General features: G+C 44.1%; 20 protein-coding genes. 18 read left to right on the top strand and 2 right to left on the bottom strand.

What is annotated here, in order from left to right:
• Positions 1-19 precede the first annotated feature (19 nt).
• The 3 genes from KS242_RS13150 to KS242_RS13140 all read left to right on the top strand — a co-directional run bounded on the left by KS242_RS13150 (position 20) and on the right by KS242_RS13140 (position 4,247).
• The gene (locus KS242_RS13150) at positions 20-1,372 is read left to right on the top strand and encodes a murein hydrolase activator EnvC family protein (RefSeq protein ID WP_217321744.1); all 1,353 of its coding nucleotides are present in this window, start codon (positions 20-22) and stop codon (positions 1,370-1,372) included.
• 146 nt (positions 1,373-1,518) lie between these two features.
• A complete protein-coding gene (locus tag KS242_RS13145) occupies positions 1,519-2,943 on the top strand; it encodes a S41 family peptidase (RefSeq protein ID WP_217324157.1) in 1,425 nt (474 codons plus the stop codon).
• A gap of 110 nt (positions 2,944-3,053) precedes the next feature.
• A complete protein-coding gene (locus tag KS242_RS13140; RefSeq protein WP_217321743.1) occupies positions 3,054-4,247 on the top strand; it encodes a PDZ domain-containing protein in 1,194 nt (397 codons plus the stop codon).
• A 423-nt stretch (positions 4,248-4,670) separates the two neighbouring features.
• Here the strand turns inward: KS242_RS13140 and KS242_RS13135 are convergent, their stop codons facing one another.
• Together KS242_RS13135 and KS242_RS13130 are read right to left on the bottom strand one after the other, a co-directional pair.
• A complete protein-coding gene (locus tag KS242_RS13135; RefSeq protein ID WP_217321742.1) occupies positions 4,671-7,871 on the bottom strand; it encodes a DEAD/DEAH box helicase in 3,201 nt (1,066 codons plus the stop codon).
• A 116-nt stretch (positions 7,872-7,987) separates the two neighbouring features.
• Positions 7,988-8,482 carry a PTS sugar transporter subunit IIA gene (locus KS242_RS13130; RefSeq protein WP_217321741.1) on the bottom strand — a complete coding sequence of 165 codons (495 nt, stop codon included), beginning with the start codon at positions 8,480-8,482 and terminating at the stop codon, positions 7,988-7,990.
• 247 nt (positions 8,483-8,729) lie between these two features.
• On the opposite strand from KS242_RS13130, the gene KS242_RS13125 reads away from it, so the two are divergent.
• The 15 genes from KS242_RS13125 to glpK all read left to right on the top strand — a co-directional run bounded on the left by KS242_RS13125 (position 8,730) and on the right by glpK (position 25,277).
• Entirely contained in the window at positions 8,730-10,319 is a 1,590-nt protein-coding gene (locus tag KS242_RS13125; RefSeq protein WP_217321740.1) for a peptide chain release factor 3, read from the top strand.
• 172 nt (positions 10,320-10,491) lie between these two features.
• Entirely contained in the window at positions 10,492-12,480 is a 1,989-nt protein-coding gene (gene uvrB / locus KS242_RS13120; RefSeq protein WP_217321739.1) for an excinuclease ABC subunit UvrB, read from the top strand.
• A gap of 5 nt (positions 12,481-12,485) precedes the next feature.
• Positions 12,486-15,365 (top strand): excinuclease ABC subunit UvrA, encoded by a 2,880-nt coding sequence (uvrA, locus tag KS242_RS13115; RefSeq protein ID WP_217321738.1) that lies wholly within the window; start codon positions 12,486-12,488, stop codon positions 15,363-15,365.
• 485 nt (positions 15,366-15,850) lie between these two features.
• The gene (locus tag KS242_RS13110; RefSeq protein WP_217321737.1) at positions 15,851-16,342 is read left to right on the top strand and encodes a MepB family protein; all 492 of its coding nucleotides are present in this window, start codon (positions 15,851-15,853) and stop codon (positions 16,340-16,342) included.
• Between the two features lie 168 nt (positions 16,343-16,510).
• Positions 16,511-16,858 (top strand): YojF family protein, encoded by a 348-nt coding sequence (locus KS242_RS13105; RefSeq protein WP_217321736.1) that lies wholly within the window; start codon positions 16,511-16,513, stop codon positions 16,856-16,858.
• A 15-nt stretch (positions 16,859-16,873) separates the two neighbouring features.
• Entirely contained in the window at positions 16,874-17,548 is a 675-nt protein-coding gene (gene bshB2, locus KS242_RS13100; RefSeq protein ID WP_217321735.1) for a bacillithiol biosynthesis deacetylase BshB2, read from the top strand.
• Positions 17,549-17,575: 27 nt separating this feature from the next.
• Complete coding sequence (locus tag KS242_RS13095) at positions 17,576-18,685, top strand: DUF4097 family beta strand repeat-containing protein (RefSeq protein WP_217321734.1); 1,110 nt, start codon at positions 17,576-17,578, stop codon at positions 18,683-18,685.
• Positions 18,686-18,699: 14 nt separating this feature from the next.
• Positions 18,700-19,056: a phage holin family protein gene (locus tag KS242_RS13090; RefSeq protein ID WP_217321733.1), complete on the top strand. Its 357-nt coding sequence runs from the start codon at positions 18,700-18,702 to the stop codon at positions 19,054-19,056.
• Between the two features lie 104 nt (positions 19,057-19,160).
• Positions 19,161-20,117 (top strand): HPr(Ser) kinase/phosphatase, encoded by a 957-nt coding sequence (hprK, locus tag KS242_RS13085; protein WP_217321732.1) that lies wholly within the window; start codon positions 19,161-19,163, stop codon positions 20,115-20,117.
• The gene (gene lgt, locus KS242_RS13080; protein WP_217321731.1) at positions 20,104-20,928 is read left to right on the top strand and encodes a prolipoprotein diacylglyceryl transferase; all 825 of its coding nucleotides are present in this window, start codon (positions 20,104-20,106) and stop codon (positions 20,926-20,928) included. The genes hprK and lgt overlap by 14 nt, the downstream gene beginning before the upstream one ends.
• 15 nt (positions 20,929-20,943) lie before the next feature.
• Complete coding sequence (ppaX, locus tag KS242_RS13075; RefSeq protein WP_217321730.1) at positions 20,944-21,615, top strand: pyrophosphatase PpaX; 672 nt, start codon at positions 20,944-20,946, stop codon at positions 21,613-21,615.
• Positions 21,587-22,096 carry an acyltransferase gene (locus KS242_RS13070; RefSeq protein WP_217321729.1) on the top strand — a complete coding sequence of 170 codons (510 nt, stop codon included), beginning with the start codon at positions 21,587-21,589 and terminating at the stop codon, positions 22,094-22,096. Before ppaX ends, KS242_RS13070 begins: the two co-directional genes overlap by 29 nt.
• A gap of 31 nt (positions 22,097-22,127) precedes the next feature.
• Positions 22,128-22,670, top strand: coding sequence for a glycerol-3-phosphate responsive antiterminator (locus KS242_RS13065; RefSeq protein ID WP_217321728.1), 543 nt, complete (start codon positions 22,128-22,130; stop codon positions 22,668-22,670).
• Positions 22,671-22,941: 271 nt separating this feature from the next.
• Positions 22,942-23,787, top strand: a complete 846-nt coding sequence (locus tag KS242_RS13060) for an MIP/aquaporin family protein (protein ID WP_217321727.1) — start codon at positions 22,942-22,944, stop codon at positions 23,785-23,787.
• On the top strand, positions 23,787-25,277 hold the full coding sequence (glpK, locus tag KS242_RS13055) for a glycerol kinase GlpK (protein WP_254391707.1): 1,491 nt from the start codon (positions 23,787-23,789) through the stop codon (positions 25,275-25,277). The genes KS242_RS13060 and glpK overlap by 1 nt, the downstream gene beginning before the upstream one ends.
• Positions 25,278-25,374 lie beyond the last annotated feature (97 nt).

Here is a 25,374-nt window from a genome sequence, read left to right as displayed (position 1 = left end):
GAAAGGGAATGAGAGAAGAATGAAGAAGACAATCAAACCTGTTCTTGTAGCTGTATTAGCTGCAGGAGCAATCCTACATACTCCGATTCAAACGTCCGCAAAATCCTCTTCTGAACTGCAGAGTGAGATTAATGAATTAACAGAGAAGCAGCAGGAGACTAACAGTAAGCAAAGTGAATTGCAAAGCCAGATCGACAGTGCAGAATCTAAACAAGCTGATAACCAGGCTGAGCAAGATAACTTAAGAGCAGAACTGGACAATTTGAATAACAAGATTGATAAAAATGAAAATGCATTAGATGATAAAGAAACAGAAATCGACGAGACAAACCAAAAGATCGAAAAAATTTCTGGTGAAATCGTTGATACAGAAAAAGATATCGATAAGCGTGAGGATAAACTATCTGACCGCCTTGTCAGCCTGCAGCAAAACGGCGGCGACGTACAGTACTTGCAAGTATTGATGGGTTCTAAAAACTTTGGCGACATGATCAACCGTTTGAATGCTGTTACAACGATCATGGATTCTGACAAAGAACTATTGAACGGTTATCTAGAAGCTAAGCAAAAGCTCGAAACTCAGAAGCAAGAACGCGAAGATGAAAAGCAAAACTTGCAAGATCAAAAAGATAAACTAGTATCTATTAAAAAGGATCTAAAATCTCAAGCAGCAGAACAAGAAGACTTGAAGCAGCAGCTTGAAGATGAATATGCAGAGCTTGAGGATCAAATTTTGTCTGCTGAAGAGCAAGAGGAGCTTGTAAGAAACCAAGCTGAAGCCCTTCGTGTAGCAAAAGAAGATGCACAATCTCAAAAATCTGATTTAGAAGCAGAGAAAAAAGCTGCGGCAGAAGCTAAAGCTGCAGCACAAAAAGCTGCCGAGAGCACAGAAAGCTCTTCAAGCTCTAAAGCATCTACTTCCAAATCAGCAACAGAGAGCAGTTCTGCAAATACTTCCGCGGTGAAGTCAGCACAAGCTGGTATCTTCTCTTGGCCAGCATCTGGAAGTAAATCATCTGGATTCGGACCTCGCTGGGGAACGTTCCATTACGGTGTTGATATCGCTAACGCAATTGGAACACCCGTTCATGCAGCTGCAAGTGGTCGTGTATCCTACAGCGGTGAAATGAACGGGTACGGAAATGTGATTATCGTAGAACATTCTATCAATGGCCGTGCATATGGTACACTTTATGGACATTTGAGTAAGCGTGAAGTATCTGTTGGGGAGAGTGTTTCTCGCGGACAGGAAATCGCGAAAATGGGTAACAGTGGCGTATCTACAGGTTCTCACCTGCACTTCGAAATTCATGTAGATGGTTCTTGGAACGGTGCGAAAAGTAACGCAGTTGACCCAATGAAGTTTTTCTAATAAGCAATTAAAAAAGGCATTCTCCAATACGGAGGTGCCTTTTTCACATCATCTTTCTCTTTTAGTGATAAGATAGAGGGAGAGCAGCATAGTAGTAGGAGTAACGGATGGGACAAGTGAGGAAAGGGTGAGAGGCGAACGTGCAGATAAAAAAAGCAACATTTATCATTGCGATTATCGTGGCATTGGTTGTTGGGGCAGGAGGCAGCTATGCCTATACATCATATGCAGGTGACGAGGCGGGCTTACAGTCGGCTTCACAGGATTCGGGGAACCTTTCTGAAGTGGAGAATGCTTATGAGCTCATTAAAGATAATGCACTGGCTAAGCCAGATGCGCAGCAGCTGCAGAATGGAGCTATTAAAGGAATGCTCGAAACACTGAACGATCCTTATAGTTCTTTCCTGGATGAAGCATCTTCTACGCAGCTGAATCAGCAGCTGGAGTCTTCGTTTGAAGGTATCGGTGCTGAGGTAAGCATGGTCGAGGACAATGTGACAATTGTAGCGCCAATTAAAGATTCACCGGCAGAAGATGCAGGCTTGCGGCCGAATGATCAAGTGCTTGAAGTAGACGGTGATTCTCTGCAAGGACTGGATTTACAGGAAGCTGTTGGCAAGATTCGCGGTGAAAAGGGGACAACTGTTACGCTATCGGTAAAACGCCCTGGGGTATCCGAAGAGTTGCAAATTGATGTAACACGCGATGAAATACCAGTCGAGACTGTTTATACGGATACAAAGGAATTAAATGGTCAAACAGCTGGTATTATTGAGATTACTTCCTTCTCAGAGAACACAGCTGGTGAATTTGAGACAGCTTTGAAAAAGCTGGAGGCCGATAACATTGATGGACTAATTATTGATGTACGTGGTAATCCAGGCGGCATTTTGACAACGGTGGAAGAAATACTGAAAAACTTTGTGCCAAGTGAGAAGCCGTATTTACAGATTGAAAATAAAGATGGCAAGACACAAAAGTTTTATACAGAACTAGATAAGAAGAAAGACTATCCAATTAATGTGCTTATTGATGAAGGCAGTGCGTCTGCATCGGAAATTCTAGCTGGTGCAATGAATCAGGCTGGTGGCTATGAACTGATCGGCAAGACTTCATTCGGTAAAGGTACGGTGCAGCAGACAGTGCCTTTAGAGAACGAATCAATGTTGAAGCTGACGTTGTACAAGTGGCTGACACCGAACGGCGATTGGATTCATGAAAAAGGTATCAAGCCGACAGTGAAAGTGGAGCAGCCGGAATACTTCTATAGTTCACCAATTCAGTTAGACGACAATGAGACATTAAAATTCAATGATAATAATGACAAGATTAAGAACTTGCAGATCATGCTGGATGGTATAGGCTACGATCCAAGCCGGAAAGATGGCTTCTTTAACGAAAAGACAGAAACAGCAGTCAAGCAGTTCCAACAGGATCAGAACCTTCAAGCTACAGGAGAAGTGAACCAGGAAACAGCAGATCTGCTGCAAACGAAAATCATCGAGCAAGTACGCGATGGCAAACATGATAACCAAATGGACAAAGCGTTGCAAGAACTGTTCGCGGAATAAGAGGAAGCCTTCCAATATGGGAGGCTTTTTCTGTTGTACATAGGAAAACACTGCGTAGCATGTTAAAATAGATAGTATACATATGAGATGGTTATAGGGAGAGACACATAATGGTGAATGATTGGTTAACCGAACTTCTGTATGGGGTCGGGAACTTCTTTTTGAATCCGCTGCTTTATTGGGCAATACTGATAACGCTAATTGTATCAAGTCGCAGAATCCGTAAAGAGCGTATCAACTTCGGTACAAAGGTGTTTGGATTCCGTAAAGAATGGACAGGTACTTGGCCTCTCTCCGTCATTTTTGCTATCTTGCTCACAGCAGTGAGTATCGGAGCTGGAATTGTGATTGCGCCGCCTGTTATGCTGCTCGTAAGCGTTGTGACCATTGTGCTTACAATACTGCTGCAATTCACATGGCTGTCGGCAGCTTACATATTTGGATTCAGTTTTCTGCTTGCTGTAGGTGCCGCGCCATACGCTAGCGATTATTTGCCGGCAGGCTGGGCAGAGGATATTGCAGGATTAAATTGGATTAGTTTTGCACTCATTATGAGCATTATCATGCTAGCGGAAGCAGTTTTGCTGTTACGAACCAAACGGGAAGATACACTGCCAGAACTCGTAAGAGGACCGCGCGGCCGCTGGATTGGCCAGCATCGCTTTCGTAAGCTGCTGTTCATTCCGTTCTTTCTGCTCGTTCCTGCCGGTGCAATTGAACCGTTTGCGCCTTGGTGGCCATTCTTCCATCTGAACGGAACAAGCTACGGCTTGCTGCTCGTACCATTGCTCACAGGCATAAATGGTATTGCGAAAGGGCGTCCAGCTTTTGTCGAAGCACGCCAGCAAGGAAAGGCAATCTTCATATTAGCTTTGTTTACACTCGCATTAAGTGCTGCCGGCATTTACATGTACTACTTATCTATTGCTGCGTTTGTTGCAGCACTTATCGGCAGAGAAGCTATTACACTTTACTTCCGAAACAAAGATCGGAAACGAGCTTTTTATTACACGGAAAGCAGCGAAGGCATGTTTGTGTTAGCTGTTATACCAGATAGTCCGGCTGACAGACTTGGCCTGCTTCCTGGTGAACGAATTGAAAAAGTGAACGGCATCCGCATCGCGACAGAACGTTCCTTTTATGAAGCAATTCAATCAAACAGCCAATATTGCAAAATGGAGATTCGCGACGAGCAAGGCGAAATACGAATCAAACAACGCGCCATGTACGAAGGTGAACCACATGAATTGGGCATTATCTTTGTACAAGAACAGCATAAGCAAGCTGCACCAATTAGCAGCTGAGTTGAACCACTTATCTTATCAAGGATAAGTGGTTTTAGTTTTGGCAGAATTATGAAACTCGTTATTCCTCTATCTCGTAAATAAAGATACTTAATCCTGGTTTGTATTCTGAAAGTTGGGAAAATTATATGAGGAAAGTGTTTGGAATAGCGTCGGTTTTTATTTTACTTTTGTGTTCTGCCGCTATCGTTCTGTGGCTTAGGGGATTGCATATTGTCGATTCGCTCCTTATTTATATTGTTTATGTTTTCCCATTAATTGGACTTTTACTTGGTTTATTCGCAGAGAAAAACAAGCTGCGGGTTACGGGGATAGCAGGAAACCTACTTCTTCTAGCTGTTACCATCCTTTATCCTATTGTTATCCGAATAATTTGGAGCGGACCATAAAAAGAGCAAGCCGATTTGGCTTGCTCCTTTTGTGCTATTCCTGCATGGATAGCAGGCTGCGTATTTCTTCTTCTGTTAAAGTGTTCAGCATTGTTTCGCCGGGTTGAATAATCTGATCTACTAATGCGCGTTTGCGCTGCTGCAGTTCGAAAATTCGTTCCTCGATTGTTCCCCGGGTTAGCAGGCGAATAACTTGCACGACATTTTTCTGTCCAATTCGGTGAGCACGCCCCGCTGCTTGTTCTTCAACTGCAGGATTCCACCACAGGTCAAAGAGTATAACAGTATCTGCTCCAGTCAAATTCAAGCCGGTGCCTCCGGCTTTCAAACTAATCAGGAAGCCATCGTTTTCTCCTTCGTTGAAAGCTTCTGCCATCTGCATTCTTTCTTTGGAAGGGGTGCTGCCGTCCAGATAAAAGACGTCGGTATCATCCAGTGCTTCCCGGATAATTTGCAGCATGCTGGCAAATTGCGAGAAGATGAGGAAGCGTTTGTTATTTTGCTTCAGTTCGCGAATAACTTCCAGTAGCTGTTCCAGTTTACCGGATTGCCCTGTATAGTTTTCAATAAATAGCGACGGGTGACAGCAGATCTGCCGCAGCCTGGTCAGTCCAGCGAGTATCTCCAATTTACCTCGGTCAAAGCCTTTTTCAGCAATTGTCTGGTCAATTTTACGTCGTATTCGTTCGAGATAGCCAACGTAAATTTCTTTTTGTTCTTGTGTCAAATCCGAATATGTTGTTGTTTCAATCTTTTCTGGCAGTTCATGGAGCACGTCAGTTTTTACTCGTCTCAAAATGAACGGGCGAGTAATTTGTGCAATCTTCTCTGGTTCAAATTCTGTGAACGTTTTGCGGCTGCGGAACAACCCTGGTGATATTGTATGGAAAATGGACCAAAGCTCATCCAATCTGTTTTCAATCGGTGTTCCGCTCAAAGCAAATCGTTTGCCAGCCTGGATAAGTCCGACCGCTTTCGCCGTTTGCGTATTATGGTTTTTAATTGCTTGCGCTTCATCTAACACTAAGCTGTCAAACAACTGCCCTGCATACACATGATGATCCACACGCAATAAGGGATAAGAAGTAATGACAATATCATAATCCGTCATGTGAGCAAGCTGACTTTGCCGTTCTGTTACTGATCCGGAAATCACCAATGTGCGCATATGAGGTGCAAATTTCTCGAATTCTTTCTGCCAGTTATAAAGCAGGGAAGAAGGCACAATAATCAGCGATGGACGGGATGCAGGATTGTTTTCACGTTCAGATGTGAGATAAGTAATCGTCTGCAATGTCTTCCCAAGACCCATATCATCAGCAAGAATACCGCCAAGGCCATAATAAGCGAGTGTCTTCATCCATTTGAAGCCTGTCAGCTGATAGTCACGCAATTCAGCGTTCAGCCCGGCTGGCAGGTCGAAATCGATTTGCTCCGGGTTGCGAAGCCGTTCTATAAGTGTTTGAAAGGCAGCTTCCATTTCGGCTCCTTGAAGTGCCTCTTCGACTTGCATGCTCTGTGCCACTGGGACAAAAATATGCTGCTTATCCAGCTGACTTTTCCGTATTTGCAGCTGCTCCAGAAAGTCTTGGAAGTTTTCCATCGAATCCTGTTGCAAATCGAGTAAGGCGCCGTCAGGGATGCGGTAATATTTTTTCTTCTCAATCATTGCTTGCAAAACATTGCTAATATGCGTTTCGGATATACCGTTTATATCAAAGCTGATTTCCAGCATACCTTTTTCCTGCTGCAAGCGAACAGAAGAAGACACTTCATGCTGGTCGTCTGCCTTCATCACCTGTACTCGGTCAGATATATACACTTCCGCTACTTGCTGTAAAGCAGGCAAGTGCTCATGAAGGAATTGATAAATATACTCCATGTTAAGCAAGTGAAAGCGACCTTTGGAAAAACGGAAGCCGGATGTGTGAAGATGCTGCAGAACAGCATCTTCCTGAGCAGACTGCCGTTTGATAACCGGAAGATTTGTCTGCTTCTGTCCCGGTTGAATCACATGCTCCCCATAATGGAAAGCGACACTGGCATGCAGCACATCATCTGTTTCATCCAAGTACACCTTTGCTGTAAGAGGCGCCAGTTCTACTTTGCTGCGGACTGTTTCAGCGATATGTACATGACCAATTTGTTCGAGCTTCCCAACGACTTGGGATACAAATTGATTCACGTTTTTATCGGCAACCGTCTGCGGCGTATCATGCCGATAAGGCAGGATGGAGAACAGTTCTTTGATTAGTTCACGCTGCTCAGGCGGAACCGGGTAAAGCACATCATCTTTAACGAGATAATGATAGTTTTTCATGTATTCATAAGCGGCGATATCTTGGACACCAAATTGCAGCATTTCTTGTTCGTCTGTTGATAAGTAAAAATCCAAACGCGCCGGCTGGCTGCTCACATGAAATGCACGCATCGCATCTGTATGGAGAAGATGAAGAGATGCACCAGCTTCCGCAAGCTCGGGCAGCAAATCTTTGGCCAAAGAAGGTGTCAGTTTAACCGCGCGTTTTTCCGACTGAAGGGAAGACGCTCCGAACTCATGGATAAAACTGTTTTCACAAGCCTCCAGTAATTGTCCCAGTATGTGTCTGTCTTCTGGTGAGACAATATGTACATTCGGATCAAAAGCAAAGCTTGGTGTCAGCTGATAGCGCGTATGGTGCAGCACACTCCGGAGAAAATCCTCTGCCAGACGGACGATATACGTACGGGAAGTTCCAGCTTTGAGCTCCACCTCCAGCACCGTATTGCCATTTGTCTGCAAAAAGCGCTGTTCTACTTTATACTCCAGCTTTAATGTTTCCGGCTGTTTCGATGGCAGGCGTTCATCCGAGGAAGCAAAGGTTTGTACGAGCCGATCCGTGAAATCTGTCTGCTGAGCTGCTGCAGGGGCAGATGTATCTTCCGTTATCGTATAACCGTTGCTGTCAAAACGGTTTTTACTGATTGCGATTAAGACAGCGGCGATATGCTTGCACGTGTAGTGGGTGTGATATGCCGGACAAGAACAAACACCATCAAGGTCATCGTCCTCAAAGAAAAAGATCCGTACAGGATAGTTTTCCGTGCCACGAACAACAGCCTTCCACTGATTGATGGAAGGTGTAAAGCTAAGCCCCTGTACACGGCCTTTGTTGGCATAGTCCAACCCTCTGCGGTAGAAACGATCACCTGTCACTTTGATGATATCTTGTTTATCGAGAAAATAAGATTGCATAAAAGCCCAGTCTCCAGTCTAAAAAATTCATTATCCTATCATTATAACAGATATGACAATAGCCTTCCCCAACCAGGCATAATAAAAAACGGCAGCGTATAACTGCCGTCTTAAACTCACTTCTTTTTCACTTGGAAAATCTGCGTTTCACCTGCGATGGCTTGCTCAGGGAAGAGTGCTTCTAGGGTGACATTACTTTCTTCAAAGTTTGTAACAATGACTGGTGTGATGCTGCTTTTTGCTTTTGCTTCGATTACTGGCTTTTCAAAACGAACTAGTTTGTCTCCGGCAGAAACTTTATCTCCGGCTTTGACAAATGTTTCGAAGCCTTCTCCTTTTAAGTTAACAGTATCAAGTCCGACATGCACAAGCAGCTCTAAGCCCATTTCAGTTTTCAAGCCAATGGCATGCTTTGTTTCGAAGACTTGGATGACTTCTGCGTCAATGGGACTGACGATGGTGTCATCGGACGGTTCAATCGCTACACCGTCGCCCATCATTCTTTCCGCAAATACAGGATCAGGAACTTCTTCCAACGGAACGACTTTGCCAGTGACAGGGCTTACAAAACTTTCTTCCGTAACATTTTTACCGAATAGTTTTTTTAGCATGATTGTCTCTCCTCAGGATAAATCGAATTGTGTTGAAAATCTTATTAGTATTATAGTAAAGCGTTTTCATTGTGCGGGTCAATAAAAAACCATCTAAGAGAAGATATTGCCTAAAGCAACTAATATTAGGTATAGTAGAGAAAGACTGATTTTTGAGCGGAAAGAAGGTTTAACGCAGTGTGATAAAAAACGCCCACGTTGATAGACACGCTCTACGAATGCTAACAGAACGGCAGGTAATGAACCGATGAAAATAAATGAAGAAGTACAAAAACGTAAGACTTTCGCAATTATATCCCACCCGGATGCCGGGAAGACGACACTGACTGAGAAGCTGCTCGTCTTTGGTAACCTTATTCGTTCGGCGGGTACTGTTAAAGGAAAGAAATCTGGTAAGTTCGCAACATCCGACTGGATGGAAATCGAGAAACAGCGTGGAATTTCCGTTACATCGTCTGTAATGAACTTCCCGTATAAAGATTATCAAGTGAATATCCTGGATACACCGGGACACGAAGATTTCAGTGAAGACACATACCGAACATTAACAGCAGTGGATAGTGTTGTTATGATTATTGATGCTACAAAGGGTATCGAAGCACAAACGCTGAAGCTGTTTAAAGTTTGTCGTATGCGCGGTATTCCAATTTTCACTTTCATCAATAAACTGGACCGTGAAGGCCGAGAGCCATTAGAGCTTTTGGAAGAGATTGAACAAGTACTAGATATCGAGACATATCCAATGAACTGGCCAGCAGGTATGGGCAAACGTTTCCTAGGTATCTTCGACCGTCATAACGAACAATTTGTCCGCTTTAACGGGAATGAAGAAGAAACGTATATTCCGTATGACGAACTGGATGACCCGGCTTATGCTGATTTGACTAATCAATCTGCCTTTGAAGACACAAAGGGAGAGCTGGAATTACTAGAAGAAGCTGGCGATCAATTCTCTCTCGACCGTGTACTTGCAGGGGAACAGACACCTGTATTCTTTGGCAGCGCCCTAGCGCCATTCGGCGTGCAGACTTTCTTTGACACATTTGTCAGCATGGCACCTTCTCCAGGAGGCCGCCGCACAACAGACGGAGTTGTATCACCGGATAAAGAAGAATTCTCAGGATTTATTTTCAAGATTCAAGCAAATATGAACCCGGCCCACCGTGACCGGATTGCTTTTCTGCGCGTTTGCTCAGGGAAGTTCGAACGAGGCATGAGCGTCCAGCTTGCACGTTCTACAAAACCGATTAAACTTTCGCAGTCACAGCAATTCGTTGCTTCTTCCCGTGATACAGTGGAAGAAGCTTTTGCTGGAGATATTATCGGGATATATGATCCGAACATTTACCGAATCGGAGATACACTGGTAGAAGGTAAAGCGAACTTTGAATTCGATGAGCTGCCGCAGTTCCCGCCGGAAGTATTTAAAAAGGTAACAGCGAAAAACGTGATGAAAGCAAAACAATTTAGAAAAGGAATTGAGCAGCTTGTGCAAGAAGGAGCGATTCAGTTGTTCCGCGGAAAACGTGATGACAGCTTCATCCTTGGCGCAGTTGGGGAGCTGCAGTACGAAGTATTCGAATATCGAATGAAAAACGAGTATAATGTAGAAGTAGTATTGGAATCCATGGGGGAACGCATCCCGCGCTGGCTGAAAGCTGAGCAAGTGGATGAACGCCTGTTCGACGAGCGCAGTTTGCTCGCGCAGGATCGTGAAGGGGAATACTTGGCATTGTTCAAGAATGATTTTGCCCTTCGCTGGTTCACGGATAAAAACCCGAAAGTTGATTTGATTGATCTGTTTGAGGTCAACCAATACGACCAAACTGCTAACTAATAGATAAAGCCGTCATTTTTGACGGCTTTTTGCTATCTGCTGTGTTTATGTTTCGGAGATTAGGTAAACATCTATACTAGCAGGTATACAGAATTTTAAACGAATGTTTGTTCGTATTTTTATATATTTTATGCTATCATATGAGTAATTAGAAGAACGGAGGAAATTGGCGTTGAAGGAAAATGAAACGTTTGAGTTAGTATCCAAATATAGCCCGCAAGGCGATCAGCCGCGGGCAATTGATCACTTAGTCGATGGTATTCACCAGCAAAAGCGCCACCAAACATTGCTTGGAGCGACAGGTACTGGTAAAACGTTCACGATTTCGAATATGGTGAAGGAAATAAACCGTCCGACACTTGTAATAGCCCATAACAAAACACTAGCAGGACAGCTGTACAGTGAGTTTAAAGAATTCTTTCCGAACAATGCTGTAGAGTATTTTGTAAGTTATTATGACTACTACCAGCCGGAAGCTTATGTACCGCAGACAGATACATTCATCGAGAAAGATGCCAGCATCAATGATGAGATTGATAAACTGCGCCACTCCGCCACATCTTCTCTTTTCGAGCGGAATGATGTGCTGATTGTAGCAAGTGTATCCTGCATCTATGGTTTAGGTTCCCCGGAGGAATATAAGAGCCAAGTTCTTTCTGTTCGTGTCGGGATGGAGAAAGACCGGGATGAACTGCTCCGCAACCTTGTTGATATCCAGTATGCAAGAAACGACATTGACTTCCAGCGTGGTACATTCCGCGTACGTGGAGATTCTGTCGAGGTTATTCCCGCTTCGAAAGAAGAACATTGCATTCGTTTTGAGTTCTTTGGTGATGAAATCGATCGCATTCGGGAAGTAGATGCGCTGACAGGCGAGATAATCGGCGACCGCGAACATGTTGCCATCTTCCCGGCTTCCCACTTCGTAACGCGTGAGGAGAACTTGAAAAAAGCGATTAGCAATATCGAGGAAGAACTCAAAGAACAGCTTGCTGTATTCAATGAGCAAGGCAAATTGCTCGAAGCACAGCGCTTAGAACAGCGTACAAACTATGACTTGGAAATGATGCGCGAGATGGGCTTTTGTTCTGGTATCGAGAACTATTCCCGTCATCTTACTTTCCGTGAAGCGGGAGCAACGCCGTACACATTACTGGACTTCTTCCCAGACGATTTCGTTGTAGTAGTTGATGAGTCTCATGTTACGCTGCCGCAAATCAGGGGAATGTTTAATGGTGACCAAGCCAGAAAGAAAGTGCTTGTGGACCATGGCTTCCGTCTGCCGTCAGCAATGGATAACCGTCCGCTGACATTCCCGGAATTTGAGAAGAAGACCGAACAGCTTGTGTACGTATCGGCAACACCGGGACCATATGAAATCGAGCATACACCTGAGATGGTCGAGCAGATTATCCGTCCGACAGGATTGCTTGATCCAGAAATAGATATTCGGCCAATTGAAGGTCAGATTGATGATCTTATTAGTGAAATTTATAAACGTACAGAAAAGAATGAACGTGTCTTAATTACAACACTTACGAAGAAAATGTCAGAGGACTTAACTGACTATCTGAAGGATATTGGGATTAAAGTTGCTTATCTTCATTCAGAAATTAAAACATTGGAACGTATCGAAGTTATTCGTGACTTACGAGTCGGCAAGTATGACGTGCTTGTTGGAATTAACTTGCTTCGAGAAGGACTGGATATACCAGAGGTGTCCTTAGTATCTATTCTGGATGCAGATAAAGAAGGGTTCTTACGTTCTGAACGTTCTCTCATTCAGATTATGGGTCGTGCAGCGCGTAACGAAAACGGTCATGTCATTATGTATGCAAATCGAATTACAGACAGCATGCAGAAAGCAATTGACGAGACAACCCGCCGTCGTGAAATTCAAATAGCATATAACAAAGAACACGGCATCACGCCGCAGACAATCCGAAAAGAAGTGCGGGATGTAATTAAAGCAACTATTACGTCTGAAGAGAGCGGCGCACCGAATAAGGATACGCCGGATTTGACGAAGCTGACGAAAAAAGAAAAAGAGAAAGTTATTGCCGATATGGAGCAAGAGATGAAACAGGCTGCGCGCGATCTCAACTTCGAACGTGCCGCCGAGCTTCGTGATCTTGTATTGGAACTTAAAGCGGAAGGGTGAAGCAAGTGGCGAAGAAACATATATCAGTCCGAGGCGCACGCGCTAACAACTTAAAAAATATTGATGTAGATATTCCGAAAGACAGCTTGGTCGTACTGACAGGCTTGTCTGGTTCGGGAAAGTCATCGCTCGCTTTTGATACAATTTATGCGGAAGGACAGCGGCGCTATGTGGAATCACTATCTGCGTATGCCCGCCAGTTCCTCGGCCAGATGGACAAGCCGGATGTGGATTCCATTGAAGGACTGTCCCCAGCAATTAGTATTGATCAGAAAACAACAAGCAAAAATCCGCGTTCCACTGTCGGAACGGTAACCGAAATTTATGACTATATGCGTCTGTTGTTTGCAAGAGTCGGGCGCCCAACTTGCCCGCGGCATGGAATCGAGATCAGTTCCCAATCTGTTGAGCAGATGGCTGACCGAATTCTTGAATTTCCAGAACGATCACGGCTGCAAGTATTAGCGCCTGTTGTTTCCGGTAAAAAAGGCGAGCATGTGAAAGTGCTGGAAAAGCTGCGTGCAGAAGGGTATATCCGCCTTCGTGTAGATGGCGAAATGATGGAGATTTCAGATGATATCAAGCTGGAGAAGACGAAAAAGCACTCCATTGAAGTAGTTGTCGATCGGATTGTAATCAAAGAAGGCATCACGGGCCGTTTGACTGATAGCTTGGAAACAGCGCTTACGCTAGGAGACGGCCGCGTAATTGTAGATGTAATGGATGTAGAAGAATTGCTATTCAGTGAGCATCATGCTTGTCCAATTTGCGGTTTTTCTATCGGTGAATTGGAACCGCGGATGTTTTCCTTCAACAGCCCATTTGGTGCCTGTACATCTTGTGATGGTTTGGGCACGAAACTGGAAGTTGATCCTGACTTAGTAATTCCAGATAAAGAGCTGACCCTGCGCGAAGGAGCAATTGCAGCGTGGGAACCGACTAGTTCACAATATTATCCGAAGCTGCTGGAAGCTGCCAGCAGTCATTTTGGTATTGATATGGATGTGCCGGTAGGCGAGTTGCCGGAGTCACAGCTGGATATCTTGCTGAATGGAAAGAAAAAAGAGAAAATCTATTTCCGCTATGAAAATGATTTTGGCAGAGTGCGTGAAAGCAACATTGAGTTTGAAGGCGTACTAACAAATATCGCGCGTCGTTACCGTGACACGACGTCTGATTTCATTCGTGAACAAATGGAAAAATACATGAACACACGCCCATGTCCAAAATGTAAAGGACATCGTCTCCGGGAAGAGTCGCTTGCTGTGCTTATCAATGGCAATCATATTAGCAACATTACCGAGCAGTCTGTATTGGAAGTAAAACAGTTCATGGAAGAACTTGAACTGAATGAAAAAGAACGTCAAATTGCTTTCATGATTACGAAGGAAATTGTAGACAGACTTACTTTCTTAAACAATGTTGGTTTGGATTATCTGACGTTATCTCGTGCTGCCGGAACCTTATCCGGAGGTGAGGCGCAGCGTATCCGGCTTGCCACACAAATAGGTTCAGCGTTAACTGGCGTCCTGTATGTACTAGATGAACCCTCAATTGGATTGCATCAGCGCGATAACGACCGTTTGATAGAAACGATGAAACGGATGCGTGATTTAGGTAACACTCTTATTGTCGTTGAGCATGATGAAGATACGATGATGGAAGCCGATTGGCTGATAGATGTAGGGCCAGGAGCCGGCGAACATGGCGGACAGATATCCAGCCAAGGCACACCTGCTAAAGTGATGAAAGATAAGCGCTCACTCACAGGACAGTACTTGTCAGGGAAGAAATTTGTGCCTCTTCCATTTGAGCGCCGCAAACCAGATATGGATCGTGTAATCGAAGTTATTGGTGCCGAAGAAAATAACTTAAAAAAAGCATCTGCTAAAATTCCGCTCGGTTTGTTCAATGCCGTGACAGGTGTATCTGGCTCTGGTAAAAGTACGTTCGTAAATGAAATTCTGCACAAAACACTGGCGCAGAAGCTCAACAGAAGCAAGCAGAAGCCAGGTAAGCATAAACAAGTCAAAGGCTTGGAGCATTTGGATAAGGTTATCGACATTGACCAGTCTCCAATTGGCCGGACACCACGGTCTAACCCGGCGACATATACGGGAGCATTTGATGATATCCGAGATGTATATGCAAGCACGAACGCAGCGAAAGTACGCGGCTACAAGAAAGGCCGTTTCAGTTTCAACGTTAAGGGCGGACGTTGTGAAGCATGCCGCGGCGATGGCATTATTAAGATTGAAATGCACTTCCTGCCTGATGTGTATGTACCTTGTGAAGTATGTCATGGAAAGCGGTACAACCGCGAGACACTTGAAGTGAAGTATAAAGGCAAGAGCATTGCAGATGTATTAGATATGACGATCGAAGAAGCTGTGGATTTCTTCGAGAACATTCCAAAAATCAAGCGCAAACTGCAAACAATTGCAGATGTTGGGCTTGGCTATGTAAAACTCGGACAGCCTGCAACAACGCTGTCCGGCGGAGAAGCACAGCGTGTGAAACTTGCAAGTGAACTGCATAAGCGCAGTAATGGAAAAACATTCTATATTTTAGATGAACCGACAACGGGCTTGCACGTAGACGACATTGCCCGGTTGCTAAAAGTGCTAGAACGGATTGTGGAAAATGGTGATACCGTTCTCGTTATTGAACATAATCTGGACGTTATCAAAACAGCAGATTATCTCATTGACCTCGGGCCAGAAGGCGGCGACCGCGGCGGAGAAATCGTAGCTACTGGCACCCCGGAAGTAGTAGCCGAAGTGCCTGCTTCTTACACCGGCAAATACTTGAAGCCAATACTCGAGCGCGACCGAAATCGCACGAACAGCGAAATAGAGTATGCAGCACAAGTAGCAGAAAAGTAATTTGTACGGTAAGACCCACCTTCACTGGTGGGTCTTATTTTATAACGAGGCTGGGACATAATTATTTAAGCTAAAGAAAAACCCAAACTTTGACGTGAATCTTTAAACGGGACTGACCCCATAGACTGAGACAAAAAAACAACCAATCATCGATACAATACCGGCAATCGGCTATTTGAAGGTTTTTTGATCCCTGTCTCAGAAACGGGGGTTAGTCCCAACTAAGATTCACTTAAGTTCGTTTTTTTTTGACGTTTATCTAAACTAGCGTAGGCAGAAAACGTAGACTCCTACGGGAATAGCGCGAGCTGAAGACCCCGCAGTGGTGCTTTTCCACGAGGAGGCTGAGGCCGTGCCCGTGGAAAGCGGAGTGTTCTGCCGGAGCGGCGGCTAGATATGTTTGTTCGTTTTTGAGCTCTCGCTTTTTAATTACGTCCCAGCTTCTTATTTTATAACGAAACTGCAAGGCGCGGGGAGGAGATTTGGTGTTTCAATCTTTAAAAATGATAGATGAATTACTAGCTAACTTTGGCGAAGAGCAGTTACATAACGTGTATTATGAAACGCAGAACGAGGAATATGAAGGGGCAACCTTCTTTGTCAGACACTCTATATTTCGAAGTCGGCGGGCTAAGTTAACACCAAATAAGAAAGGGTACTTTGTGGTTTTCTGGGAGAAGAACGCTCATAACCAGAATCAGGCGTTTACATATGAGGAAAGTCCGAAAAAAATCGTCATTACTATTATAGATGGTCATCTTAAAGGTCAATTTATCTTCCCAAAAGCAATTCTACATAAAAAGGGTGTTTTACGAGATGATCATAATAAAGGAAAGGTGGCGATAAGAGTGTATCCCGATTGGGAAGCGGATTTAAATAAAAATGCAACGAAAACACAACAGTGGCAAAGCACGTATTTTTTGGATTTAACAAAACAAATAGACAAGGAGAAATTTGAAGACCTCTATTTTAGTTAATACTTTAAGCTGTGACGAGAAATGTATGAGGTTCCTAATCTGCAGCGCGATGAGGGACAAGTCAGCTCTCTTGGGTATAATTTTCTCCTATAATCAACATTAGGAGCATTCTATTTGAATTTGTAGTAAAATATTTGTTTAGATATAGCTTGGAAGGAGCGACTTAAGTTGAAGCCAATTGATATAAATGAAGTGCAACAACATATAGATGAATTTGCTGGTAAAAAAGTGTTTATACATCTTGAAACGACAAATGGTGCATATGCTAATCATGTAAATGAAAAAGCGTACAATGTGGGTGCATTTATCCGCAATGCACAAGTGACGTATGAGCACGGCAAGATTAAAGGTGCAGGCACTGCCTACCGTGTTGGTCTGAAAACAGAAAACGGCTGGGTATATGCAGAAGGACTCAATGCCTGGGAATTGGATGATAAGAATCGTCTGCTGATGGCTGGTCATGATCGAGAAGGCCGTTTGATGGTTGCATTGGAAATAAGCGAGACAGCGTTCTAAGGAGGAGCAATAATCATGGAAAAACACGTAGTAGTCATCTTTCCGCATCCGGACGACGAAGCTTTCGGAGCAGCTGGTACGATTGCCAAGTTCAGAGAAGAAGGTGTGCCGGTTACATACTTGTGCGGTACACTAGGCGAAATGGGCCGCAATATGGGGAACCCGACATTTGCAACGCGCGAATCACTGCCGGAAATCCGTAAAAAGGAATTGCAGGATGCTTGCAAGGTAATGGATGTGGAATTAAAAATGCTCGGTTACCGCGATAAGGTACTAGAATTTGAAGACCTTTCAAAAGTAAGTGAAAATCTAAAGAGCTATCTGGATGACATTCAACCGTCACTAGTCATTACACATTACCCAGAATATGCTGTACATCCTGACCATAATGCGCTTGGCGCAGCAGCTATTGATGCAGTTTCGAAGATGGATGAAAGCATTCGTCCGACTGTTTGGGCGCAAGCATTCATGCGCGGCTACCAAGAGATTCTGGGGAAACCTGACGTCGTGCAAGATATTCGCCCGTTCGTCAAAACAAAAGTAAAGGCGATTCTTTGCCATGCATCACAGGCACAAGGTGTGCTTGGAAACGTTACTGGTGAACAACTAACTGAAGAAAACATGGAAGCAATCGCGATGGAGCATTTTAAAGAAGAGACTTTCTATACTTGGAACTTCAAAAGCATATAATTCGTATATGTGAAAAGGAGGCTGTGTATGAGAACAGAGAGAAAGCGTATCCTGAAGCAGCTGGAAGAAGGAAATCTGACTGCAGAGGAAGCAGAATTGCAGCTTGCCGCACTGGATGAACGCGCCTTTGGTGCTGTTCAGGAAGAAAAGAAAGAACAGAAGCAAGAGCCGGTCGTGCAGGAGCTGATCTCAGCTGGAAAAGAATCTGAGTCGCAGCGTACAGCCAAGACTGCTAAGCGAAAGCCAGTCGGGCCGAAGGTGCTGCAATATATGCAGCAAGCATTCACTAAAATTAAGAATGCTGATTTGGATTTGAACTTTGGTGATCATTATACAGTGGATCATATTTTTCAGACAGATGAGCTGTTCAAAAAAGTGGAGCTGAAAATTTATAACGGTTCTTTAACGATTAAAAGTTGGAATGAACCGTTGGCTAGACTGGAAACAAAAGCAAAGGTCTACGCAGAAGAAGATGAACAGGCTGCTCGGAAGCGGTTCATCGACAAGGCTTATTTTGCTGTATCAGACGGGAAGCTGCAGTTTTCGCTTCAGGATAAACGAATCAAGCCCGACATCACCCTATACGTGCCGGAAACTGTTTATGATGAATGTATTTTGAAAACATTCAATGGCACGATTCGTTCGGAGTCTGTCAGCAGTGTGACGATGTATTGCAAAACGACAAATGGAAACATTGATTTGCAAGGAGGAGGCGGCTCCATCGTGAGTGCCGAGACATCCAATGGCAGTATTAAGTTGAAGCAAGTTTATGCAAAGGATTTGCTTTGTGAATCTGTTAATGGCTCGCTTCGTCTGGAAGGCAGCTTTCGCAAACTGGATGCACAGACCTTCAATGGAAGTATACATTGCGAATGGCATAACGAAGATCCGGACAGTGCGTTCTTTAAGGCGACCAACGGCAGTATTCGCTTAAAATCATTGGCGGCTATTCCGCTGAATGGGCGAATTACAACGAATATCGGCTCGCTGCATTGTGATTTGGATGAATATATTGTGATCGAAGAAGCAAAGGAAGTCGTCAAGAAGGCATTAAAATTCGAGACGTTTCCTGCTGTAAATGAAAAATTGCATTTGGAAGCGAACACGAAAACGGGGTCTGTCTGGGTGCTGCCATAGGATGGAGGATGTTTATGCTTAAATGGATTTTGACACTTCTGCTGAATGGCGTTTCGCTTATTATAGTAGCCCATCTGTTTGATGCGTTCTATTTGGATGGCTACTGGACTGCTATTCTGGCAAGTTTTATTTTATCCATATTAAATCTTATTGTCCGTCCTGTACTTGTTGTTCTGACGCTCCCGCTGACAGCTGTCACTTTCGGTCTGTTTCTGTTTGTCATTAATGCCATTACGTTGATGATAACACAGGGATTGATTGGGGAAGCTTTTGTCATCGATGGCTTTGGCACGTCAATCCTTGCAGCCATTATTCTTGCGCTGCTGAATCTAATACTTAACTGGCTCATCCGTGACCGTATCACAGATTAAGCGGCCTTGCAGCATGAAGCTGCAAGGCTTTTTTTATGCCTCGGTATCTATCGTTTGAGGAAATATGCTAGAATAAACAAGAATTGTTAGGATGGAGGGTTCGTATGACAAAAGTAGTCATTCAGGATTTATTAGATCGTTTCAATCTGGAATTGCTGACGGGAGAAGCAGGCGTTCAACGCGAAATCTTCATGAGTGATATTTCCCGTCCTGGTATAGAATTAACAGGTTATTTTAAATATTATCCAAAAGATCGACTGCAGCTGTTCGGGAAAACAGAGCTCTCATTTTTAGAGGAACTGACAACAGAACAAAAGAAAGACCGTTTTCTTAGACTGTGTGCAGAAGAAACACCAGCTCTTATCATTACGAGGGGACAAGAAGTGCCAACAGAAATGATGGACGCAGCACAAGCGGCAGGTGTTCCGATTTTGCGCTCTCCGCATAAGACGACACGCGTAATCAGCCGAATTACTAACTTCCTCGAAGCAAAGTTTGCACCATTCACAGCTGTGCATGGAGTATTGGTTGATATCTATGGGATTGGTATTCTCATAACCGGTCAAAGCGGTGTCGGAAAGAGTGAAACAGCATTAGAGCTTGTGAAGCGCGGACATCGTCTCGTAGCGGATGACAGCGTCGAAATTCGTCAGGAAGATTATGATACGCTCATTGGTAATTCACCTTCTTTAATTGAGCATTTACTGGAGATTCGCGGGTTAGGTATTATTAACGTGATGACTTTGTTTGGTGCTGGAGCGGTGCGCAGCCACAAGAAGATTTCCATTGTCATGAACTTGGAGACGTGGGACCAATCAAAACAATATGATCGAGTTGGTCTCGATGAAGAAACGATGAAAATCATGGATGTGGATGTGCCGAAGATGACAGTTCCTGTTCGTCCTGGACGTAACTTGGCTGTCATTATTGAAGTTGCTGCGATGAACTACCGTCTGAAGCGGATGGGCGTAAATGCAGCAGAGGAATTTTCACAGCGGCTCACAAAAATGATTGAGAACGGACAAGACGATGGAGGCGACCTTACAAATGGAAATGTGTGAAGGACAAGCATTGGACCGGGTGTTTTTGCAGCTCGGTTCTATTACAATCTATTGGTACGGCGTCATTATCGCTTTAGGAGCTGCGCTGGGGTTGTGGCTGGCAATCCGTGAATCGAAAAGACTGGGATTACATAAAGACACATTTGTTGATTTTTTGGTTTTTGCTATTCCGACAGCCATTATTAGTGCACGCATATACTATGTTGCTTTTGAATGGGAAAATTACGCCAATGGACCATTTTGGAAAGTGTTTGCGATATGGGAAGGCGGTATCGCCATCCATGGTGCTTTAATTGGTTCTGTTATTACAGCCCTGCTATTCTGCCGTGTAAAGAAAATTTCTTTTTGGAAGCTTGCAGATATCGCGGCGCCAAGTTTGATCCTTGCACAAGGTATTGGACGCTGGGGTAACTTTATGAACCAAGAAGCACATGGGGGACCTGTTTCACAAGAAGCTTACCAAAACTTCATTCAATACCTGCCAGATTTTATTAATAATCAAATGTGTATTGATGGAGTCTTGTATCATCCGACATTCCTATATGAATCGTTATGGAATATTCTTGGATTTGTCATCTTGCTGCTCTTGCGCAGAGTAAATTTGAAGCGCGGGGAAATGTTCTTGTTCTACCTCGCTTGGTATAGCTTCGGACGCTTCTTCATAGAAGGAATGCGTACAGATAGTTTGGTGGCGGAAGGTTTACGCGCGGCACAAGTGGTCTCGATTATCGGTATCGTACTAGCCGTAATCATCTGTATTATCCGGCGTCGCCCAGGGGCAAATACGCCTCATTATAAAGATAAAAAATAGAAAGGAGATAAGATGATGCCCATTACGACATTGCTGTTTGATTTGGATGGCACCTTAATTGAGTCGAACAGCCTTATTCTAGCTTCTTACACAGCAACATTGGAGCACTTTACAGGGCGGAAATATGAGCAGGAGGAATTGCTTCCGTTCATCGGTCCGCCGCTCAAAGATGTCTTTATGAATATTGATCCGGCACGAGCGGATGACATGATTGCAGCTTACCGGAAACACAATTTGGAACATCACGATGCGTATGTAGAAGCTTACCCTTATGTAGTGGAAACATTGCAGCAGTTAAAACAGGCAGGTTTTAAGCTTGGTATCGTCACAACGAAAATCCGAGAGACGGCGGAGCGCGGTATCACTGTGTGCGGACTGGATGGACTATTTGATGTGGTTATCGGGTATGATGATATCAGTCAGCCAAAACCGCATCCTGAACCAGTTTTAAAAGCGCTGGAGGCACTTGGAAGTACGCCGGAGGAAGCAATTATGGTTGGTGACAATTATCATGATATCGAATCTGGTCAAAATGCTGGTGCGAAGGCCGCGGGAGTGGCTTGGTCAATTAAAGGCAAACAAACGCTGGCAGCGTACAAACCGGATTATATGCTGGAGGATATGCGTGATCTACTGGAGATTGTAAAGGAAGAAGCAGATGCGGAAAACGGAAAGTTATCCCGTTAAAGGGCCAAATTCACTTTGGCAGCTATACAAGACGATTTCTTTTTGGAAAGTTGTCAAAAACTTCATCGTTATCCAGGTTGGACGTTACACACCCTTTCTTGGTGTAAAGAATCGGCTGTACCGGTCGATGCTCAATATGAAGATTGGGCAAGAAACAGCTCTTGCTGTTATGGTTGTTCCTGATTTTCTTTATCCGGAGCGCATTACAATCGGCAGAAATACGATAATTGGTTACAATACAACGATTCTGGCCCATGAATACTTGACGTCAGAATACCGGCTCGGTGATGTTGTTATTGGAGACAATGCGATGATCGGTGCGAATACGACAATCCTGCCAGGGGTTACAATTGGTGATGGAGCGGTCGTATCGGCTGCCACACTAGTAAACCGGGATGTGCCGCCTGGTGCAATGGTCGGCGGTAATCCGATGCAGATTATTTATACAGCAGAACAACGTAAGAACAAGCAGACAACTTAGTGTGTCTGCTTGTTTTATAAGGAGGAATAATATGGATTTGGGTCAGCGGATTTTGCCTGCTGCACGTAATGAACGAGATTTTGATGAATTGCTGCAGCGAGACGATATGAATATGATGGTCCTGCTCGAAACAAGAATTGCGCAGCTTCCTTCTCAGATTAAATATGCGAAGAAAGCTGGAAAGAAAGTGTTTTTGCATGTCGATTTAATTCAAGGCTTGAAAACAGATGATGCTGGAATGGACTTTGTCTGTCAGCGTTTAAAACCGGATGGCGTGATTTCTACGCGTACGAATGTGATTCATGCAGCTAAAAAATATAAGATAACTGCAGTACAGCGCTTATTTTTAATTGATGGGCATGCACTTAATCATAATCTTTCACTTATTAAGAAGACCCAGCCTGATTATATCGAGGTGCTGCCAGGGTTAATTCCTCATATGATAAAAGAAGTAGCCGAAAATACACGCATTCCAGTTATTGCTGGAGGGCTGATTCGCAGCTCAGAACATATTGAAGCCGCACTGGAAGCGGGTGCAACAGCGGTCTCCACTTCGAAAAAAAGTTTGTGGTAAGTTGTTGACAACGCTTTCAATTAGGTGTAAAGTCTACCTATAAGTTAATATCAATGATCGGAGATGCGGAGAATCCATTACCTTTTTATTAGAAAGCCACGGGCTGTCTATGTTATATTGGTAATGGATTTTTTATATCCAAAAAGACAGCGCTTCCTAACAATATATTTAGATGCATGCAGCTATTTTCTAAGAAAGCACAGGGGTGCCGTTAATTTGGAAGCTTTATGAAAGCGCTCTCCAAAAAATATCAACAAAGGGGACAATCACAATGAGTATCTTCGCAGCCGAAACAATCGGTACAATGGTACTAATACTCTTCGGTGGAGGGGTAGTAGCAGTAAGTAATCTGAGTAAGTCAAAAGGAGAAGGAACAGGCTGGCTGACCATTACAATTGCATGGGGCCTTGCCGTAGCAATGGGAGCATATGCAGTTGGCGGCTTCTCTGGAGCACATTTAAACCCGGCTGTGACACTCGGCTTGGCAATCAATGGAGATATTACATGGGGGCAAGTTCCGACTTACCTCGCTGGGGAGATGCTTGGCGCATTCCTTGGCGCTATACTCGTATTCTTGGCTTACTTGCCGCATTGGGCGAAAACGTCAGACCCGATGGCAAAGCTTTCTGTTTTTTCAACGGATCCAGCAATCAACAGTCCAATTTCAAACATGCTGACAGAAATCATTGGCACTTTTGCCCTTATGCTTGGTATTCTATTTATTGGAGGCAACTCTTTAGCAGAAGGATTCAATCCAATGTTGGTAGGTTTACTCGTTGCCGTCATCGGGATGGCGCTTGGCGGTCCGACTGGATATGCTATCAACCCAGCTCGTGACTTAGGTCCGCGTATCGCACATGCTTTGCTGCCGATTCCAGGTAAAGGATCATCTAATTGGAAGTACGCATGGGTTCCAGTTTTAGGTCCATTGCTAGGCGGTGCATACGGTGCATTCTTCTATCTCGCATTCTTCAAAGACGATATGCAAATAGGTTTCTGGATTATGTCTGCAGTCATGCTAGTTATCATTATTGTTGCTGTCCGAGGGGAACTTGCAAAAGCAAATGCGGAAGCAGCAGTGAATAATAGTGGAGCAAAAACAAGGGGGATTAAATAATGGAAAAATTCATCATGGCACTTGACCAAGGTACAACAAGCTCACGCGCAATTCTATTCAATCACAATGGTGATATTGTTGAAACAGCGCAGAAAGAATTCGAACAGTTCTTCCCGCATTCTGGCTGGGTTGAGCACGATGCAAACGAAATCTGGACTTCTGTTTCTGCTTGTATGGCAGAAGTGCTTCGTAAAGCAGATATTGATGCTAAACAAGTATCCGCTATTGGGATTACGAACCAGCGTGAAACAACGGTTGTTTGGGATAAACATACAGGGCGTCCGATTTATAAAGCGATTGTATGGCAATCCCGTCAAACAGCTGACATCGTCAATGAATTGAGAGAGCAAGGCCACAATGACCTATTCCGTGAGAAAACAGGTCTTCTGCTGGACGCTTACTTCTCTGGTACAAAAGTAAAATGGATTTTAGATAATGTCGAAGGTGCTCGTGAAAAAGCGGAAAATGGCGACCTATTATTCGGTACAATCGATACATGGCTCGTGCATAAGCTTTCTGGCGGTAAAACACATGTTACAGACTATTCCAATGCAGCACGTACGTTAATGTACAATATTCATGAACTGAAATGGGACGATGAGCTACTTGATATTCTTGGTGTTCCGAAATCCATGCTTCCAGAAGTAAAACCTTCTTCTGAAGTATACGCAAATACAATCGATTACCATTTCTTCGGTGAAGAAGTGCCAATCGCGGGTATTGCTGGTGACCAGCATGCGGCGCTGTTTGGTCAAGCTTGCTATGAGCCAGGTATGGTTAAAAATACTTACGGCACAGGCTGTTTCGTTCTAATGCATACAGGTGAGGAAGCTGTTAAATCGGATCATGGTTTGTTAACAACCATTGCTTGGGGACTTGATGGAAAAGTGGAATACGCGCTCGAAGGAAGTATCTTTGTTGCAGGTTCTGCTATTCAATGGCTTCGTGATGGCTTGAAAATTATTGATTCTTCTCCTGAAAGTGAACGCCTTGCTACTAGTGTTACCGATAATGGCGGTGTTTATGTGGTACCAGCATTCGTTGGCCTTGGTACACCATATTGGGATAGCGATGCACGTGGTGCAATGTTTGGTATCACGCGTGGTACAACAGATGCACATATCACACGTGCAACACTTGAATCCCTTGCATTCCAATCAAAAGATGTTGTGGATGCTATGATTGAGGATTCCGGTATTGACGTGAAGCAGCTTCGCGTTGATGGCGGCGTTGTGAAAAACGACTTCCTCATGCAATTCCAAAGTGATATGCTTGATGTCGATGTAGAGCGCCCAGTCATCCAGGAAACAACAGCATTAGGTGCTGCCTACTTGGCTGGATTAGCTGTCGGCTACTGGGAGAGCCGTGAAGATATCGCCAACAAATGGCAGATTGATCGCACGTTCAAACCAAACCGCTCCAAAGAAGAAAAAGATCAGCTCTACGCAGGCTGGAAAAAAGCTGTGGAAGCGACACGTAGTTTCAAGTAATATAACTTTTCAATTCCGGCCGAACGTGTTATACTGAATTTACAAGTTAATGATTCGGCCCGAGACATTGGAGAGACCGTAAATATCTATACGTTGT

Origin of the sequence: Terribacillus sp. DMT04, from assembly GCF_019056395.1 — a bacterium.
Taxonomy (GTDB): Bacteria; Bacillota; Bacilli; order Bacillales; family Amphibacillaceae; genus Terribacillus; species Terribacillus aidingensis_A.
This window is presented reverse-complemented; position numbering and strand designations above follow the sequence as displayed.